General features: G+C 53.7%; 15 protein-coding genes. 6 read left to right on the forward strand and 9 right to left on the reverse strand.

From position 1 onward, the window contains the following. Window positions 1–9 precede the first annotated feature (9 nt). The 4 genes from ACM615_RS16110 to ACM615_RS16125 all read left to right on the forward strand — a co-directional run bounded on the left by ACM615_RS16110 (window position 10) and on the right by ACM615_RS16125 (window position 4609). Entirely contained in the window at window positions 10–861 is an 852-nt protein-coding gene (locus ACM615_RS16110) for a sugar ABC transporter permease (RefSeq protein WP_431012170.1), read from the forward strand. Between the two features lie 64 nt (window positions 862–925). Continuing rightward, window positions 926–2077, forward strand: a complete 1152-nt coding sequence (locus tag ACM615_RS16115; protein ID WP_259274963.1) for a glycoside hydrolase family 53 protein — start codon at window positions 926–928, stop codon at window positions 2075–2077. A 65-nt stretch (window positions 2078–2142) separates the two neighbouring features. Further along, entirely contained in the window at window positions 2143–4212 is a 2070-nt protein-coding gene (locus ACM615_RS16120; protein WP_431012171.1) for a beta-galactosidase, read from the forward strand. Window positions 4213–4291: 79 nt separating this feature from the next. Next, entirely contained in the window at window positions 4292–4609 is a 318-nt protein-coding gene (locus ACM615_RS16125; protein ID WP_112289867.1) for a glucose PTS transporter subunit EIIB, read from the forward strand. A 320-nt stretch (window positions 4610–4929) separates the two neighbouring features. On the opposite strand, the gene ACM615_RS16130 is transcribed toward ACM615_RS16125, so the two are convergent. Next, window positions 4930–6186, reverse strand: coding sequence for a maltoporin (locus ACM615_RS16130; RefSeq protein ID WP_112289868.1), 1257 nt, complete (start codon window positions 6184–6186; stop codon window positions 4930–4932). 278 nt (window positions 6187–6464) lie between these two features. Between ACM615_RS16130 and ACM615_RS16135 the strand changes: the two genes are divergently transcribed. Continuing rightward, window positions 6465–7535, forward strand: a complete 1071-nt coding sequence (locus ACM615_RS16135; protein ID WP_129639768.1) for a LacI family DNA-binding transcriptional regulator — start codon at window positions 6465–6467, stop codon at window positions 7533–7535. A 63-nt stretch (window positions 7536–7598) separates the two neighbouring features. Continuing rightward, window positions 7599–8075, forward strand: a complete 477-nt coding sequence (locus tag ACM615_RS16140) for a DUF805 domain-containing protein (protein WP_129639769.1) — start codon at window positions 7599–7601, stop codon at window positions 8073–8075. Window positions 8076–8166: 91 nt separating this feature from the next. Here ACM615_RS16140 and citG read toward each other — a convergent pair whose 3' ends face one another. The 8 genes from citG to ACM615_RS16180 all read right to left on the reverse strand — a co-directional run. Next, a complete protein-coding gene (citG, locus tag ACM615_RS16145; RefSeq protein WP_431012172.1) occupies window positions 8167–9006 on the reverse strand; it encodes a triphosphoribosyl-dephospho-CoA synthase CitG in 840 nt (279 codons plus the stop codon). Beyond that, the gene (gene citX, locus ACM615_RS16150) at window positions 8984–9523 is read right to left on the reverse strand and encodes a citrate lyase holo-[acyl-carrier protein] synthase (RefSeq protein ID WP_431012173.1); all 540 of its coding nucleotides are present in this window, start codon (window positions 9521–9523) and stop codon (window positions 8984–8986) included. The genes citG and citX overlap by 23 nt, the downstream gene beginning before the upstream one ends. Next, window positions 9523–11049 (reverse strand): citrate lyase subunit alpha, encoded by a 1527-nt coding sequence (gene citF, locus ACM615_RS16155; RefSeq protein ID WP_431012174.1) that lies wholly within the window; start codon window positions 11047–11049, stop codon window positions 9523–9525. Before citF ends, citX begins: the two co-directional genes overlap by 1 nt. Window positions 11050–11079: 30 nt before the next feature. Continuing rightward, a complete protein-coding gene (gene citE, locus ACM615_RS16160; RefSeq protein ID WP_129639773.1) occupies window positions 11080–11955 on the reverse strand; it encodes a citrate (pro-3S)-lyase subunit beta in 876 nt (291 codons plus the stop codon). Beyond that, window positions 11952–12242: a citrate lyase acyl carrier protein gene (citD, locus tag ACM615_RS16165; protein ID WP_112289882.1), complete on the reverse strand. Its 291-nt coding sequence runs from the start codon at window positions 12240–12242 to the stop codon at window positions 11952–11954. The genes citE and citD overlap by 4 nt, the downstream gene beginning before the upstream one ends. Before the next feature lie 15 nt (window positions 12243–12257). After that, a complete protein-coding gene (gene citC, locus ACM615_RS16170) occupies window positions 12258–13352 on the reverse strand; it encodes a [citrate (pro-3S)-lyase] ligase (protein WP_431012175.1) in 1095 nt (364 codons plus the stop codon). Then, window positions 13339–14226: a fumarylacetoacetate hydrolase family protein gene (locus ACM615_RS16175; RefSeq protein ID WP_132965233.1), complete on the reverse strand. Its 888-nt coding sequence runs from the start codon at window positions 14224–14226 to the stop codon at window positions 13339–13341. Before ACM615_RS16175 ends, citC begins: the two co-directional genes overlap by 14 nt. A gap of 34 nt (window positions 14227–14260) precedes the next feature. After that, window positions 14261–14721 (reverse strand): 2-hydroxycarboxylate transporter family protein (locus ACM615_RS16180; protein ID WP_431012176.1); only part of this gene is annotated, 461 nt, incomplete at its 5' end.

The raw sequence follows: 14721 nt of genomic DNA on the forward strand, positions 1-14721 counted from the left end.
GAGAAGGGCATGAGTAAGAACAGCAGTATTAAAAGAAACCGGTTTGTTCGCCTGGGTCTGAGTTATTTCCTGTTGCTGATTGTGGCGGTGATCATCATTTATCCGCTGATCTGGACCGTCGGCGCCTCGCTGAATGCCGGTAACAGTCTGCTCAGCACATCAATTATTCCGGAGAACGTGTCGTTCCAGCATTACAAAGACCTGTTTAACGGCGAAGTGAATTACGTTGGCTGGTACTGGAACTCGATGAAAATCAGCTTCCTGACCATGATCCTGACGCTGATTTGCGTCAGCTTCACCGCCTATTCCTTCTCGCGCTTTCGCTTTAAAGGTCGTAAAGACGGGCTGATGCTGTTCCTGTTATTGCAGATGATCCCGCAGTTTTCGGCGCTGATCGCCATCTTTGTGCTGGCACAGTTGCTCGGTCTGATTAACAGCCATCTGGCACTGGTGCTGATCTACGTCGGCGGCATGATCCCGATGAACACCTATCTGATGAAAGGCTATCTGGACGCGATTCCGAAAGATCTGGATGAATCAGCGCGGATGGACGGCGCGGGTAATTTCCGCATTTTCATCGAAATCATCATGCCGCTATCGAAACCGATACTGGCGGTGATCGCGCTGTTTTCCTTCACCGGACCGCTGGGTGATTTCATTCTTTCCAGCACCATTTTACGCACACCGGATAAGTACACCTTGCCGATTGGCCTGTACAACCTGGTCGCGCAAAAAATGGGTGCCAACTACACCATGTACGCCGCGGGTGCGGTGCTGATCGCCGTGCCGGTCGCCATTTTCTATCTCGCCTTACAAAAATACTTCGTTTCCGGCCTGACGGCTGGCAGTACAAAAGGATAATCCGATGACTTTCTTTTCTGAGAAGATTTTCAAAAAAAGCGCAATGGCCTGCGTGCTGCTGGCGATGTCATTTTCAACGGTGGCACAGGATGTGGTGATAAAAAAAGTCGCCAACGTCCCGGCAGATTTTATCAAAGGCGCGGATATCTCGACGCTGATTGATGTGGAAAAACACGGCGGTAAGTTCTTCGATCAGAACCACAAACAGACCGATGCGATGGTGATCCTCAGACAAAACGGGTTCAACTACGTGCGCCTGCGCTTGTGGGTGGATCCAAAAGACGCGCAAGGGCATCCGTACGGCGGGGGCAATAACGATCTGGCTACCACGCTGGAGCTGGCGAAACGTGCCAAAGCGCAGGGCTTTAAAATCCTGCTCGATTTCCATTACAGCGATTTCTGGACCGATCCTGGTAAGCAGTTCAAGCCGAAAAGCTGGGAGAAAATGGATTATCCGCAGCTGAAAACGGCCATTCACGATTACAGCCGCGAGGTGATTGCTAAATTCCGTGAGCAGGGCACCGTGCCGGATATGGTGCAGGTCGGCAATGAAATGAACGGCGGGATTTTATGGCCGGAGGGCAAAAGCTGGGGCGCGGGCGGCGGCGAGTTTGACCGTCTGGCCGGACTGCTGAACGCCGCGATTGCCGGTGTCCGCGCTGATGAAAAAAATCCTACTGATATCAAAATCATGCTGCATCTTGCCGAAGGCACCAAGAACGATACTTTCCGCTGGTGGTTCGATGAAATCAATCAGCGCAAGGTGCCTTACGACGTCATCGGCTTGTCGTTTTACACCTACTGGAATGGCCCGATTTCTGCCTTACAGGCCAACATGGATGACATCAGCAAACGCTACAACAAAGACGTAATCGTCGTCGAAGTGGCCTACGGCTACACCACCAAAAACTGCGACGCCGCTGAAAACAGCTTCACCGAAAAAGAAGCTAAAGACGGCGGCTATCCTGCCACGGTTCAGGGGCAGGCTGATTTCCTCAGCGACATGATCAAAAGCCTGGTCGCCGTGCCGGATCATCGCGGCAAAGGGTTGTTCTACTGGGAACCGACCTGGATCGCCGTTGATGGCGCAGGCTGGGCGACACCTGCCGGTATGACCTATATCAACGACCACTGGAAAGAGGGCAATGCCCGCGAAAATCAGGCGTTGTTCAGCTGTGACGGTCAGGTACTTCCTTCAATCAACGTCTTCCATTAATCCCTTTTTCCCCGGCTTCATTGGCCGGGGAGTTTAACTTTCTTAAAGTTCCTAAGGACCCAAGCATGACGAAATTTCCTCTTCTGAGCAGTAAGATTTCCGGGCTGTTGCATGGCGCGGATTACAACCCGGAACAGTGGCTGGAAAGCCCTGATGTCCTGATCCGCGATGTCGAAATGATGAAAGAGGCTCGCTGTAATGTCATGTCTGTCGGGATTTTCAGCTGGTCGGCGCTGGAACCTCAAGAAGGCCAGTTCACCTTTGGCTGGATGGATCAGGTGCTGGACAGGTTGCATGAAAACGGCATCTCGGTATTTCTCGCCACGCCAAGCGGTGCGCGGCCTGCATGGATGTCGCAAAAATACCCTGAAGTTCTGCGCGTGGGACGTGACCGCGTAAAAGCGCTGCACGGCGGGCGTCACAATCACTGTATGAGTTCGCCGGTGTATGCCGAAAAAGTGCAGCTGATGAACAGCGCGCTGGCGAAGCGTTACGCCCATCATCCGGCGGTGATCGGCTGGCATATTTCCAACGAATACGGCGGCGAGTGTCATTGCAACCACTGTCAGGGACGTTTTCGTGACTGGCTGAAAGCCCGTTACGTCACGCTCGATGCGCTGAATAAAGCCTGGTGGAGCACCTTCTGGAGCCACACCTATACCGACTGGGCGCAGATTGAATCGCCATCGCCGCAGGGCGAAAGCGGCGTTCACGGCCTGAATCTTGACTGGCGTCGTTTTAACACCGATCAGGTCACGCGTTTTTGCAGCGAAGAAATCCGCCCGCTGAAAGCGGAGAACCCGGCGTTACCGGCAACCACCAATTTCATGGAATATTTCTACGATTACGATTACTGGAAACTTGCCAGCGTGCTGGATTTCATCTCGTGGGACAGCTATCCGATGTGGCACACCCGCAAAGACGATATCGGCCTGGCGGCGTATACCGCGATGTATCACGACCTGATGCGCACGCTGAAACAGGGTAAGCCCTTTGTACTGATGGAATCCACGCCGAGCTTCACCAACTGGCAGCCGGTCAGCAAACTGAAAAAGCCGGGTATGCATATTCTGTCTTCTTTGCAGGCGGTCGCTCACGGTTCGGATTCGGTGCAGTATTTCCAGTGGCGTAAAAGCCGCGGTTCTTCTGAGAAATTCCACGGCGCGGTTGTCGATCACGTCGGACACATTAATACCCGCGTTGGGCGCGAAGTATCGGAACTGGGCGGAATTTTATCCGCGCTGGCACCGGTAGCGGGCAGCCGTGTGGAAGCGAAAGTGGCGATTATTTTCGACTGGGAAAGCCGCTGGGCGATGGACGATTCCCTCGGTCCGCGCAATCAGGGGCTGGAATATGAAAACACTGTCGCCGGACATTATCGTGCGCTGTGGGCGCAGGGCATTGCGGTGGATGTGATCAACGCCGACTGCGAATTAAGCGGCTACGACCTGGTGATCGCGCCGATGCTGTATATGGTGCGTGCAGGCGTCGGCGAGCGGATCACCGCATTCGTGCAGGCCGGTGGACGCTTCGTCGCGACCTACTGGAGCGGCATCGTTAACGAAAGCGATTTGTGTTTCCTCAGCGGATTCCCGGGGCCATTGCGTCAGGTGCTCGGTATCTGGTCGGAAGAAATCGACAGCCTGACCGACGACCAGCACAACAGTGTCAGCGGCGTCGAAGGCAATGCGCTCGGGTTAAACGGTCCGTACCGCGCCAGTGAATTGTGTGAAGTGATCCACCTGGAGGGCGCGGCTACGCTGGCGACTTACGGTGATGATTTCTACGCCGGAACGCCAGCTGTGACGGTGAATCTGTTTGGCAAAGGGCAGGCATATTATCTGGCCTCCCGAAACGATCAGACATTCCACGCAGATTTTTACACCGCGCTGGCGCAGGAAATGAAGCTGCCACGGGCGCTGGAGGCAACGCTGCCGGAAGGGATGACGGCGGCGCGTCGTACCGATGGTGAAAGTGAATTTATCTTCCTGCAAAACTATGCGGCGCAGAGTCAGACAATCACATTAACCACGGATTACAGCGACATGATTCACGGTGGCACTTTACCGCGCAAACTGACGCTTCCGGCATTTGGTTATCAGATCCTGACGCGTCGTTTATCTGCCATTTCTTAACCCGTTATTTTTAATACTGACGTGCAATCAGGTTTCCCGGTTGCACGTTTTTTTTCATTCCTGAAAGAGAGTGTTGATCATGGTAAATATTAAAGACTTTATGCATGTATTCTCTGCGAAGAATAAAACCCCGGAAAATGAAGTGCCACCCTCCACTGACGTAGCATTATTAATTGATGCGCTCGGCGGTCGCGATAATATCGTGAATGTTGATGCCTGTATTACCCGCCTGCGCGTAACGGTAAAAGAACTCAAACGCGTAAATTCCGGTGCTATCCAGCAAACCGGCGCGATTGGCGTGGTGATTATCGGTCAGGAAGTACATGCGATATTTGGTAAGCAGTCCGACAGCCTGAAAAAATTAATGACTGAGAAGTTTGGCTTAAAAAGTAATTAAGCTCTGTTATTTAAATAACGCCAAAAATAAAGGCAGCCCGACACAAGGCTGCCTTTATTGTTTCTGCTTTTTATAAAATATAATAATGATGCTGCTGTGCGGAGAAAAAACGTAACGATCCCCTACAAGAGAAATTAAGTTTTTATCTGTCGCTTTATCACAATGAGGATATTTCTTTTAATAACTAACCCCTGTTTTTTCAAAGTCATTGGAGTTGCAGCAAGGCAGCAAGTGAGCGAGTCCCGATGAGCTGACTGAAGTCAGTGATTCGGGTGAGTAAACGCAGCCAACGCAGCAACAGCTTCAAGAATGAAGGAAATTTACCACCACGCTTCCACCTGAACTCCAAAGTTCCACGTATCCGCTTTGGTATGGTCGTCAAACGTATCGCCATGCTCAGAATCATTCAGATAAGACGCGAACACGCGCAGTTCAGGGCGTGACATAAACTCCGGACCGGCTGCCAGGCCCATTGCCAGCGTATATTTCTGACCGCCTTGTTTGTAGTTCGAACCGTTCTTGTAATCATCTTTCTGGTAGAAGGTACCGACTTCGCCGATGGTACGCACATAATCGGTCCACTGGTATTGCGCACGACCCACCAGAGAAACCAGCTCAGTGGTGTCGGTGTAATCGGTGATGTTTTCGGCATGGCCATACGTCAGCACGTGGTTGAGGCTGAACTTGCTGGTGATCGGAATAAGGCCGGTGATGATGCCGCGATAACCGGTGGCGTCATTGGTGTAGTTCCACATATCGTACCAGCCGCCGCCCTGCGAAATCATATTCTGCGCCAGACCTTTGTTGGCGTACTGCAACACCAGTTTGTTGTAGCCGCCCCACATATCCTGACTGATTTCGCCGGTCAGCATCACGCCGTTATCCGCGTCGTAAAGGCCGCCGTACTCTTTCTGATCATGCGACAGGTTTGGCATAGCGTAGTCGGCACCGACTTCCATCCACGCGCCGCTCCACGGTTTGATGCCGGCATAACGTACGTCGATGTAGTTGATGTTCACGTCGTTATTGCCGTCCACGCGGTAATCCACGTCATTGGCATCGCCGCGGATCCACGCCAGAGACAGCGCGCCTTCGCCCATTTTCAGGTTTTCAATACCGGCACCGGCACCGGAAATATTCCAGTATTTGGTATCGATGATGTGCAAGTCGTGGCGCTGGTAATAACGTTTACCGCCCCAGATCACCGCATCTTTATCCCACGGAACCAGCCCCTTTATTTGCAGATTTAGCTGACGCAGACCGAACTGTGCATCGTCATCGACGGTGCTTTCATCATCATTCGAACCGTCCGACACCATGCTGACCATCGAATCGACATAAAAACTCACATCGTCTTTTTTATAGACTTCGCTGCCCAGTTCTACTTCGCCGTATGTGTCGTTTTCGTTGCCCAGACGCCCGACCTTGTTTTTCTGGAATTGCTCCAGACTGCCACCGCCAGAAACCCCCAGCCCCGAACGCAGATATCCATGAAAATCAATATCATTAGCCATTGCAGGGCCTGCTGTGATGGCGAGCGAAACCGCCACAGCCAGAGTGCGTAAGTTGTGTTTCATTTTTTTTCCTTATGATTGTATGACGTTCACATTTACGAAATGTATAAGATACCCAGAAACAATAATGATCAATTTTACATATTGTGAAATGTGATATATGTCTACAACTTATACGTTAAAGATAAAGTTGAAGTGATGTAAATCACGATTGTATGCAATGTTAACGTATAACTTATGCAGCCGGAGGGTGTCCGGATTGAACTTTTAAATGAGATCCCGTACTTTGGCTCGATTATCATAGAATTATGCAAAATCACGGGTTGCGGTCTGGGGAAAGAATGAAATCAAAAAGTTCGACATTAGAAGATGTTGCCCGCTATGCCGGTGTTTCGTATCAGACGGTGTCGCGGGTTTTAAACAAGTCGGCCAATGTCTCGGACGCCACGCGTCTGAAGGTCGAACAGGCCATTGAAGTATTGCGCTACGTGCCAAACCGGCTGGCGCAGCAACTGGTTGGAAAACAGAGCTTTACCATCGGACTGGTGACGACATCGCTGGCATTGCACGCGCCGTCACAGATTGCCGCTTCTGTGAAGAAATATGCTCATCAGGCCGGGTATCAGGTGCTGATTTCCATGATTGATGAAGACGTCAATCAGAGCATTCAGGACTCCATTAACGAGCTGAAATCACAGCGCGTCGAAAAGGTCATCATTAATATCCCGCTGGAAAGTGCCGAGGCGGAGCGAATTTATGAAAATAACCGCGACATTCTTTGTCTGTTTTTAGATGTCGATCCGACCAGTCCGGTATTCAATGTCTGCTTCAATCCGGCGGACGGCTCACGGGCCAGCGTGGAATATTTGCTGAGTCTGGGACACCGTGAGTTTGCCTTACTGGCGGGGCCGGATGATTCGGTTTCCTCACGTTTGCGGCTGCAAAGCTGGCAGGAAACGCTGGCAGAAAAGGGCATTGTGCCGGTGACCGTGATCCACGGTGACTGGAGCGCAAAAAGTGGTTATTACAGTGCATTACAGATGCTGCGCGAAACGCCGCAGTTTACCGCCATACTTGTCGGGAATGACCAGATGGCGCTGGGCGTGATCAGCGCGCTGCATCAGCACAATGTGGCTATCCCGCAGCAGGTTTCTATCGTGGGCTATGACGATACGTATGACAGTGCATTCTTCCATCCGGCGCTGACCACGGTATCGCTGGATCTCGATTTGCAAAGTAAAGAAGCGGTTGAACATCTGCTGGCTGAAGACAATGACGGGATGCCTTCCAAAGTGCTGCCCGCCAGACTGGTGGTAAGAAACTCTGCCAGTGCGCCGGGTGTGCAAGATAAGGATCTTAATCAGATAGCCGATCAGCTCGATATTCTGGCCAGGCAGTTGCGCGGCCAGTGATAAACCGGTTAAATCCCCGGACTATGTTAAGCAAACGACTGAACAGCAAAAGGAAGTGAAGCAATGACGTTATGGCAGAGTTATGTGCAGGGCTGGAAAAAGTATGTGGATTTCCGGGGACGTGCGAGCCGCAAGGAGTTCTGGACCTTTGCGCTGGGCAATTTGCTGATAATTATTTTGCTGACAATGAGTGTGTCATTCGGGTTCACGCTGGTGGGAAATCCTTACAGCGTTTTCTACGCGGGCGTCGCTTATACCCTGTTTGCGCTGGCGACGGCATTACCGCTGCTGGCGGTCGGCGTCAGGCGCATGCATGACATTAACCGCTCCGGCTGGTGGTTTGGCGGTGTTTATCTGGCAGGTATAGTCTCGCGTTTGCTGAATTCCATCCTGATGGAATACGCGTCACCGGAAACGTATGTCTGGATGAAAATCACGCTGGGCATTGTGCTGGGCTGGATCCCGCTGCTGGTGATGGTTTTTCTGTGTTGCCAAAAATCTCAGCCTGCACCGGCAACCCAAACCCGTATTGTTGAGTAACGCTACACCGGATGTACTGTTCCGCAGTGAATAAGAACGGTTTGCCGCCAGTTGCGCGGCAAACGTCTCAGGTTTATTTCTGGCATCGCGTTCATGGCGGAAAACCCATCAGCACGGTGGCAATCGCCAGTAAATCAGCACTGCCGCCGGGGCTGAGATGGCGGGCAATCAACTGCCTGTCCATCTCCTGCAAATCCTCTTTCTGCCAGCCTTTTTTCAGCAACCGGCGGGCATAATCCTGCACGAAATGCAGTCCGTTCAGACCACCACGTGATACCAGATTAGTGTCAGGGTTATACGCCATCAGACGCAGCAGGGCATTCAGGCTGCGGCGCTCAGGATTATTTTCCTGATACCAGTAAGGTAAAACGTGACGGCGCAGGGTGAGGAATCCGCTCTGCACTTCGCCGCGTGCTCCGGTCATGCCGTGTGCCACAAACAGCCGTTCACCCGCCGTCACCGGCTGGCGACAGCTTTGCAGTTCACGCTCAATCAGCCCTTGTGTCATGGCAGCCACTTCGCGACATATCCCGCGACGGGTCAGTGGATGGCGATGCGCGCTGATCCTGCCAGCCGCTGTACATAACAGTCCCAGCGAGAAAATACCGCCTTTGTGCGTATTCACGCCCTGTGTGGCACCGAACATGGCCTGTTCACAGGCAATCCCGGTCGGACGGATGCGCATCAGCATTGCCTTTGCAGGTTGCAAAAAATCCTGCTGACCGAGAGCGTAAAACTGATGCAGCCACGGCGTGATGGCATCGATGCTGCGCAAAAAAAGCGGCAAATCCATGTCACTGTGCGAGCCATTATTGATGCTGTCCACCAGCCCTGGTTTCGGTGTCAGCCAGACCTCGCTGCGCAGGGCGTCAGCCGCCAGCGTGGCAATGCAGACAGCAGAAAGGGGCTCAGAGTACGCGATGCCAGCCATCAATCAGCGCCTCCACTTTTTGCATCACTTCAGACAGCGGATGTTTACGCGAGCGGGCGCACGCGTGGGCGGGGCCGTCGCAAACCAGACAGCGGCGGCTGGCATTATCCAGCGAACGGCGGCCAACAACGCCTGCCTGCGGACAGATAACATCGAAATCCCATAAACGCCCGAGTGCGTGAGAGTGTTCCAGTTCAACCGTGGCCGCTTTCACTTCTGGCGCATAATGTGCCACACACCAGAACGCTTCCGCGCCTGTCGGGAGCCAGAAAACCTGATGCTTCAGCACCGGCCAGCCGTGTTGAAGCAACATGACATCAGCCTGTTGCAGTGCTTCGCGCATGACCTGACGCCAGTCAACAGAATCTTTTACCGGCCCCGGCGTCACCAGCGTGAGTGAAATCAGCGGTTGTGCGAATTGTGTCAGCCAGTCGGTTTGCCGTCTGGCGCGCAGTTCCTTTGCGGCCAGCAAATCCTCCAGACTGACGCCTGCGGGTGCAGGCGTCACAATAGTCATTATGCGTCCTCTCTGACCTGATGAACGACGTCGATCACGCTGCCGTCGCGATAGCGGATCACGCCGACGACGCGGTCGGTGAATGCAATCGGTTTCGGCTCACCGCTCAGAGAAATGGTGCGCTGGTATAACGCTTCGATATCCATCACTTTCATTCCGGCGTCTTCCAGCCGCTGGCGGATCTCCGGTCGCGCAGGATTCACGGCGATGCCGTGGTCAGTCACCAGCACATCAATGCTTTCCCCCGGTGTCACGCGGGTCGTGACCCGACGGACGACCGTCGGAATGCGGCTGCGCAGCAACGGCGCGACGACAATGGTCAGATTGGCGGCACTGGCCACATCGCAATGACCGCCGGAAGCACCGCGCATCACGCCGTCGGAACCGGTGATCACGTTGACATTGAAACCGGTGTCGATTTCAAGTGCGCTCAGAATAACGATATCCAGCTGATCGCAACTCGCCGCCTTGGCTCCGGGATTGGCATAGACGTTGGTGGAAATCTCGATGTGCTGCGGATTACGGCTGAGCGATGCCGCCGCCTGACCGTCAAAACATTGTGTATCGAGCAACGTTTCAATCAGCCCTTTTTCATGTAAATCCACCAGGCTGCCGGTGATACCGCCGAGGGCAAAACGGGCGGTTATCTGGTGGCGTTCCATTTTTTCTTCCATGAAACGGGTACAGGCTGTGGCCGCTGCGCCGGATCCGGTTTGCATCGAAAATCCGGGTTTGAAATAGCCTGAAAATTCGATGACTTCAGCGGCCGTGCGGGCAATCATCAGCTCCCGCGGGTTGCTGGTGACACGGGCGGCACCGACGCTGATTTTGGCCGGGTCACCGACCTGCTCGACTTTGACGATGTAATCCACCTGATCCTGTAGCAGGCTGGCGGGCATATTAGGGAAGGGCACCAGCTCTTCCGTCAGCAGCACCACAGTTTTAGCGAATTGCGCATCGACCATCGCGTAGCCCAGCGAACCGCAGCAGGATTTTCCGTGCGTGCCGTTGGCGTTACCGAATTCGTCGCTGCACGGCACGCCGAGAAATGCGACATCGATGTTCAGTTCGCCATCCTGTAGCAATTTTACCCGCCCGCCGTGCGAGTGAATTTGTACCGGTTCTTCCATCAGTCCGTGAGAAATGGCGTCGGCCAGTTTGCCGCGCATTCCGGAGGTGTAAATCCGGCTGATGACACCGCTGCGGATATGTTCGATCAGCGCATCATTGCAGGACATCAGCGAACTGGACGCCAGCGTGAGATTTTTAAAGCCGAGTTTTGAAAGCATAGCGACTACGTTATTAATGACCTGATCGCCTTCACGAAACGCGTGGTGGAAGGAAATGGTCATACCGTCTTTCAGGCCGCTGCGGGCAATCGCCTGTTCCAGTGAAGTGCAAAGTTTACGGTGCTGACGGGCATCGGGATCAGAAAGATAAGGTGTCGTCCGGTGCGCACCGTCAAAGGCAACCAGGTGTTTTAACTGCGGATATTCGCTGTGCAACATTTCAGTTAAATGACTCATTGTATTGATATTCCTGTGCAAATTTGAGGGCTAGCGGCGGACGCCAGACGCACTGGCGCGTTCCAGCACTACCTGCGCGTGATTAATGATCGGCCCATCAATCATCTTGCCGTTGAGTGAAATCACCCCCAGCCCTTTGCGTTCACCTTCTTCGGCGGCGGCAATCACCCGTTTCGCGTAATCCACGTCTTCCGGGGTCGGTGCGTAAGCGTTATGCAGCAACTCAATCTGACGCGGGTTGATCAGAGATTTTCCGTTGAAGCCCATTTTGCGGATCAGTTCGACTTCACGCAGGAAACCGGCTTCATCGTTGATGTCGGAATACACCACATCGAAGGCATCAATGCCCGCCGCACGGGCCGCGTGCAGCACGGCGCAACGGGCATAAAACAGCTCTGTGCCGTCGCCGCGTTCTGTCTGCATATCCATCACATAATCGAAAGCTGCCAGTGCGATGCCGATCAGGCGCGGTGAACAGCGGGCGATCGCCACGGCATTGATCACGCCAATGGCCGATTCAATGGCGGCCATAATTTTGGTGGAGCCCGCTTCGCGACCACACTCTTTTTCGATGCGCTCTATATGTGCTTCCAGCTCAAAGATATCTTCCGGCGTATCAGTTTTCGGCAAACGTACGATATCCACGCCTGCGCGTACTACGGCTTCTAAATCTTTAAGGCCAAACGGTGTGCTGAGCTGATTGATGCGCACTACGGTTTCAATATCGCGATACATCGGGTGTTGCAGCGCATGAAATACCAGAATGCGTGCGGTATCTTTTTCGCGCAGGGAAACAGCATCTTCGAGATCAAACATGATGGAGTCCGGGCGATAGATAAACGCGGTGGAGAGCATGGCGGCGCTGGCTCCGGGCAGGAAAAGCATACTGCGGCGCAGTTTCTTCATCGTAATGTCTCCCAGTTAATCTCTTCGGCTTGTGCAGCACGCATTACCGCACTTTGAACGCGCGCGCGGATCACACAATCAAGCGCGCCCTTGTCGTCGATAATCAGCAAACCTTCCGTGACCGCGAGGGCGCTGAGTGTTTCATTGACGACGCTGCGGATTTGGTCGCCAAACTGTTTGATGACTTCACTGTTGATGATCACCGTCAGCTCACTGGCCGGGGCGATTTTTACCAGCAAATCGCTGGATTCAACCGTTCCTGCCAGCGCCTCCTTCATAATTTTCATTCGTTTTTCCTGCAGTTAACAAAGTGAGGGTGAAATAGTGAGTGCGTCGTCGTGCGTCGTTTCAACCGCCGCCGTGACGCAATAATGCTGTTTCAGGTGCGCATAAGTGCCGGGCGGAACGATGTCGCGTATACGAGCCAGCTGCTGCGTTTTGAGCAATGCGCGCACTTCGGATGCGGAAATGGCTCTGCCGCTGGCATGGCGTTTCCGTGGCAATTCGATAACGCTCAGTGGCGGTGAGGCAGAGCGGCCCGGCGTTTCCAGCCAGTCATGCATGTCGCAGTTGTACTGATGGGTGACCGGACAAAATGGCTCGCTGCCGACAAACCGATGGGTAATGCCTAATGCCGGAGCGATGTACTGACGAAAAATCAGCAAATCCATCACGCTCCATGCCTTATTGACCAGCCCGGCATCCTTGAGGAAATAACCGGGAAAGGTCGCGCGCGAAATCAGATATTCCGAACCGGCATGCACGGTCACGTTAGGCAAATCCGCGACGCCCTGACGCACCATTTCAAGCCGTTCCTGAAACGGGAAATACGACACGTCTTCGCTGACCACAAACACATGCAGCCAGTCACAAGTGGCGGCCGCCTGTTCTGCCAGATAACGGTGGCCGAGGGTAAACGGATTAGCATTCATCACCACCGCACCGATACGCTGACCGTGGTGAAGGTGACGTTGCAGCGAACGACAGTAATGACTGATACCCACCGGCGTGTTTTCCATCAGTACGGCCACATCATCCCACTGCACCAGCGGATAAAATCCGCAGCCGCGAAAACGCTCCAGATTGGCAGGGCGGGTATAGAGAAACAGATGAAAATTACCGCGCTGAACCGCCAGGTTCTCAACTTCACCGAGCAATCTGGCGCTGAGATTTTCACCGCGCCAGCCGGACGCGACGGCGACGCATTTAATGGTGTTACTGACCAGACCTGCGCAGCCGACTACACGGTGGCCTGAACAGGCCACCACAAACTGTTCAATGTCATCATCCATGCCCAGCTGACTTTGCTGAAGCAGGCCACGAATGTCCTCAATCATGCCTTTTGGTGGCTTGCTGACAGAGATGACGTGAAAGTCAGGCGTATTACGACTGAACATAAGCCGGGCTCGCGTGACGACGGGGGGCAATCTTCATGTCTGCTGCGACAATCACATTGCTCAGATGACCAATCTTTTCGATTTCCACTTCAATGCGGTCGCCGGGTTTCATAAACAGCGGCGGCACACGTTTTTTGCCCACACCGCCGGGTGAACCTGTGATGATCACGTCACCGGCATGAAGCGAGGTAAAGGTGCTGATGTATTCAATCAGTTCAGCCACTTTGTGGATCATGCTGCAGGTGTTGTCGTCCTGCACCATATTGCCGTTGAGCCAGGTACGGATTGCCAGCGTGTGCGGATCGGGGATCTCATCGGCGGTGGTCATCCACGGCCCAAATGCCCCGGTCTGACGCCAGTTTTTGCCGGCGGTAAACCACGTGTGCTGCCAGTCGCGGGCGGAACCGTCCATGTAACAGCTGTATCCGGCGACATGCGACAAGGCGTCTTCACGTGCGATATTTTCCCCCGCAGAACCGATGATCACCGCCAGTTCACCTTCATAGTCAAACTCAACGGAACGGCTCGGTTTGATGATGGGGGAGGCATGACCTGTCTGAGAGTCAGCGAACCGCACAAACAGCGTCGGTGCCGGATTATGCTGATCAAACTCTTTGCGCTTTTCGGCGTAGTTCATGCCGACACAGAGAATTTTCTCCGGATTCTGAATCACCGGCAGAAACGTGATGTCGGCGAAATCCAGATCAGCGGGCAGGGCGGCGAGTTCCTGAGCCTGCGACAGCGCATTGCCTGCCAGCAGGGCTTTGAGGTCCGGATAACGCTTCCCGAGATGACGACCGAGGTCGATCATGCCCTTGTCGGTCGCGATGCCGTAGGACTTGCGCCCCTGATAGAGATAGCTTGCCAGTTTCATATTAGGTCCTGATTTAAAGAGATTTCACACAGCCTCAGACGAGGAAGTTGCCGAGCACCAGCAGCGACACGGAGACATTGATCGCGCCGCCGATGCGGGTGGCGATTTGCGCAAATGGCATGAGTTGCATACGGTTACCGGCGGTCAGGATCGCGACATCACCGGTTCCGCCCTGACCGCTCTGGCAGCAGGAGACAATGGCAACATCAATCGGGTGCATACCAATTTTCTTGCCAACGAAGAAACCGGTCGCAACCAGCGCCGCAACGGTGCTGACGATGACCAAAAGATTAGAAAGGGTGAATGCGGCGACCAGTTCATTCCACGGTGTGATTGCCACACCCACGGCGAACAGAATCGGATAGGTAACAGATGTCTGGAAGAATTTGTAAACCACCTGAGAACCTTCCAGCAGGCGTGGTGAAACGCCGTGCGCCAGTTTCAGCGCAACCGCCGCAAACAGCATGCCGACAGGTGCAGGAAGACCAATCAGTT

This window comes from Rahnella sp. PAMC25617, assembly GCF_050606005.1.
Classification (GTDB): Bacteria; Pseudomonadota; Gammaproteobacteria; order Enterobacterales; family Enterobacteriaceae; genus Rahnella; species Rahnella variigena.